Annotated in this window: 1 pseudogene; it reads right to left on the reverse strand. The window is 59.9% G+C overall.

Annotation, left to right across the window (positions count from 1 at the left end):
- Positions 1-4,137, reverse strand: a pseudogene (locus AC04SF_RS37190) (hypothetical protein); the annotation flags it as partial.
- Between the last annotated feature and the right edge of the window lie 21 nt (positions 4,138-4,158).

Genomic DNA, 4,158 nt, shown 5'->3' on the forward strand with positions numbered 1-4,158 from the left:
GGCGAACCGGGCAGGTTCTTGCCGTCCGGCCTGGACGATGTCCTGCGCCTGCGATGGCAATGCACCCAGTTGATGGATGGGGTCCGCCGACGACATCAGGCGACCGCCTGAATTGGCGATCTCGCTCAGCTGCCGCTCAATGGCAAGGCTGTCTGGATTGTCCAGGATCCTTGGCCTCTTCGCTGGCCGCAACCCAGCTGTGTCACGCTCCTCGTTGATGAGGACCTCCTCGCTTGGCAGGAGGTTGCTGCTGGCAAATACACCGATGTCGGAGAACTGGCGCGCGGCTGGCTCGGGAGACGACGGGCCGGGGTTGTCCATCATCTCCCAAAGCAAATCCTGATCGTAGCTTTCTACAGGAGGCAGCTCATCTGGCCATCTGCCCGCGCCCTGCGACGCGCTGTGCTGCGCAGCGGCGGCGCCGACGGACATCGGCTCCATCCGGATCGCGTTTCCGGGATCAGGAACGGGGAGGATATAGCGCTCGAGCTCCATCGCTTTAGCGCCTGCCTGCGATTTTCGCAGATCAGCCAGTGCGGCACCGACATTCCGATTGCCCCCGCCGTCCTTCCTATAGCGCTCGACATCGCCGTCCAATGACGCGCCGGAAAGCCGAGCAGCAATGCCCGGCTTGTTGCTTTTACGCAGATAGTCACTGAAACTGCGAAGAACAGCTGCATACAACCTGCCAGTCGATGTCCCTGCTTCGCTTTTGTATTCTTTGATGAGAGCCACGTCCTGAGGGTGAGGATTTAGCTCAGCGCGGCCTGTGATCGGCACCACTCCGCCCGTCGACTGGAAGGTCCGCAGATGGTCCATTGCCGGAAGGACTAGTCTGTGATGACCCTTCTCGATGACCTCGCGCACATCATCGTTCAGCGACTGGTCGTTGAGCCGGGCAGCAAACGGATCTTTGTTATTTGCGAAGAGCCAGCGCCCGAAGCTGCGAAGAGAAGATACATAGGCGTTGGTAGTGGCATCGGCGGCATTGCCCTCGAAGAGGGCCTTCTCAAGCCCCGAAATGAGGCGAGCGTCCTCGGAATAAAGAGGCTGCTTTCTCCGCCCTATCAAAACCGGCTCGAGAGATGGCGACGGACCGGGTTCGCCCGTCAGCTCCCAAAGCAAATCCTGATCGTAGCCTTCCACAGGAGGCAGCTCCGCTGGCCATCTGTCCGCTTCCTGCGACACACTGTGCTGCGCAGCGGCGCCGCTGACGGGCATCGGCTCCATCCGCGGCGCGTTTTCGGGATCAGGAACGGGGAGGTTATGGCGCTCGAGCTCCATCGCTTTAGCGCCTGCCTGCGAATTTCGCAGATCAGCCAGTGCGGCACCGATATTGCGATTGCCCCCGGCGTCCTTCCTATAGCGCTCGACATCGCTGTCCAACGACGTGCCGGAAAGCCGAGCAGCAATGCCCGGCTTGTTGTTCTCACGCAGGTAGTCACTGAAATTGCGAAGAACCGTTGCATACGCCCTGCGGGTCCCTGTTGCAGCTTCGTTTTTGTACTCTTTGATGAGAGCCACGTCCTGGGGGTGAGGATTTAGCTCAGCGCGGGCTGTGACCGGCACCACTCCGCCCGCCGACTGGAAGGTCCGAAGATGGTCCATTGCCGGACGGAGTTTCACGTTATGACCCGTTTCGATGGCCTCGCGCACATCATCGGTCAGCGATTGCTCGTTGAGCCGGGCGGCAAACGGATCTTTGTTCTTTGCGAGGAGCCAGCGCCCAAACCTGTGAAGAGAATATACATAGGCGTTGGCGGTGAGATTGGCGGCGTTGCCGTTGGGGAATGCCTTCTCAAATCCCGAAATAAGGCGAGCGTCCTCGGAATAAAGAGGTTGCTTGGTCCGCCCTATCCGAACTCCAGCTGACTGAGCCGGCCGCAGTGTCGAGGACGCCGGTATTGCTCCACCTGAATTGGCGATCTCGCTCAGCTGCCGCTCAATGGCAAGACCGTGTAGATTGTCCAGGGGCCTCGGCCTCTTCGCTGGCCCCAACAACGCTGTGTCACGCTCATCGTTGATGAGGACCTCCTCGCCTGGCAGGAGGTTGCTGCTGGCAAGTGCATCCATCGGCTCGTCCGGGAACTGCTGGCGGTCGTAGCCCCAGTTCAATGGACGAATGGACGCTCGATCCGAAGACTGGTGATGGCGCGCGGCTGGCTCGGGAGACGACGGGCCGGGTTTGTCGATCATCTCCCAAAGCAAATCCTGGTCGTAGCTTTCTACAGGAGGCAGCTCATCTCGCCATCTGCCCGCTTCCTGCGACACGCTGCGCTGCGCAGCGGCGCCGCCGATGGATATCGGCTCCATCCGGACCGCTTTTTCGGAATCAGGAACGGGGAGAATATGGCGCTCGAGCTCCATCGCTTTAACGCCTGCCTGCGATTTTCGCAGATCAGCCAGTGCGGCACCGATATGCTCATCACCGCCGCCCTTCCTATAGCTCTTCACATCGCCGTCCAACGACGTGCCGGAAAGCCGACCAGCAATGCCCGGCTTGTTGTTTTTACGCAGGTAGTCACTGAAACCGCGAAGAACAGTTGCATACACCCTGCCGGTCGATGTCCCTGCTTCCTTTTTGTACTCTTTGATGAGAGCCCCGTCCTGGGGGTGAGGATTAAGCTCAGGGCGACCTGTGATCGGCACGACTCCGCCCGTCGCCTGGAAGGTCCGGAGATGGTCCATTGTCGAAAGGAGTCGTTTGTGATGACCCTTTTCCATGGCCTCGCGCGCATCATCGGTCAGCGACTGGTCGTTGAGCCGAGCAGCAATCGGGTCTTTGTTATTTGCAAAGAGCCAGCGCCCGAAACTGCGAAGAGAATATACATAGGCCTTGGCGGTGTTGACGGCATTGCTGTCGCGGAGGGCCTTCTCAAGTCCCGAAATAAGGCGAGCGTCTTCGGAATAAAGAGGCTGCTTGCTCCGCCCTGTCAAAACTCCAGCTGACTGAGCCGCCTCCAGTGTCGAGGAGGCCAGCATTGCTCCACTACCTCCACCTGAACTGGCGACACGCTCATCGTTGATGACGACTTCCCCGCTTGGCAAAAGGTTGCTGCTGGCAAATGCACCCATCGGCTCGTCCGGGAACCGCTGGTGGTCGTAGCCCCAGTTCAAGTGACGAATGGACTCTCGGGGATCCGATGACTGGTCATGGCGCGGGGCTGGCTCGAGAGATAACGACGGGCCGGGTTTGTCCATCATCTCCCAAAGCAAATCCTGATCGTAGCTTTCTACAGGAGGCAGCTCATCTGGCCATCTGCCCGCGCCCTGCGACGCGCTGTGCTGCGCAGCGGCGCCGCCGACGGGCATCGGCTCCATCCGGATCGCGTTTTCGGCAGCGGGAACGAGGGGAATTTGGCGCTCGAGCTCCATCGCTTTAGCGCCTGCCTGCGATTTTCGCAGATCAGCCAGTGCGGCACCGATATTCCGATTACCGCCGTCCTTCCTATAGCTCTTGACATCGCCGTCCAACGACATGCCGGAAAGCCGACCAGCAATGCCCGGCTTGTTGTTCTCACGCAGGTAGTCACTGAAATTGCGAAGAACAGCTGCATACACCTTGCCGGTCGGTGTCACTGCTTGGTTTTTGTACTCTTCGATGAGGACCCCGTCCTGGGGGTGAGGATTTAGATCAGCGCAACCTTTGATCGGCACGATTCCGCCCGTCGACTGGAAGGTCCGGAGATGGTCTATTGCCGGAAGGAGTCGTCTGTCATGACCCTTTTCGATGGCCTCGCGCGCCTCATCGGTCAGCGACTGGTCGTCGAGCCGGGCAGCAATCGGATCTTTGTTATTTGCGAAGAGCCGGCGGCTGAAGCTGCGAAGAGAGTATACATAGGCGTTGGCGGTGGGATTGGCGGCCTTGCCCTTGGGGAGCGCGTTCTCAAGCCCCGAAATAAGGCGAGCGTCCTCGGAATAGAGAGGCTCGTTGCTGTGCCCTATCAAAACCCCAGCTGATTGGACCGGCTGCAACGTCGAGGCCGCCGGCATTGCTCTGCCGCCACGGGAACTGGCGATCTCGCTCAGCTGCCGCTCAAAGGTCGCTGCATCTGCGGACGGCACCGCGGGTGAACTCGCTTGCCGGCCCGCGCTGTCCGACTTTACCTGCTCCCACTTCGTCGAGGCGAAATCCATCCGTTCCTCCCTTCAAAAATA

The sequence above is a fragment of the Mesorhizobium sp. CNPSo 4671 genome (assembly GCF_057784245.1).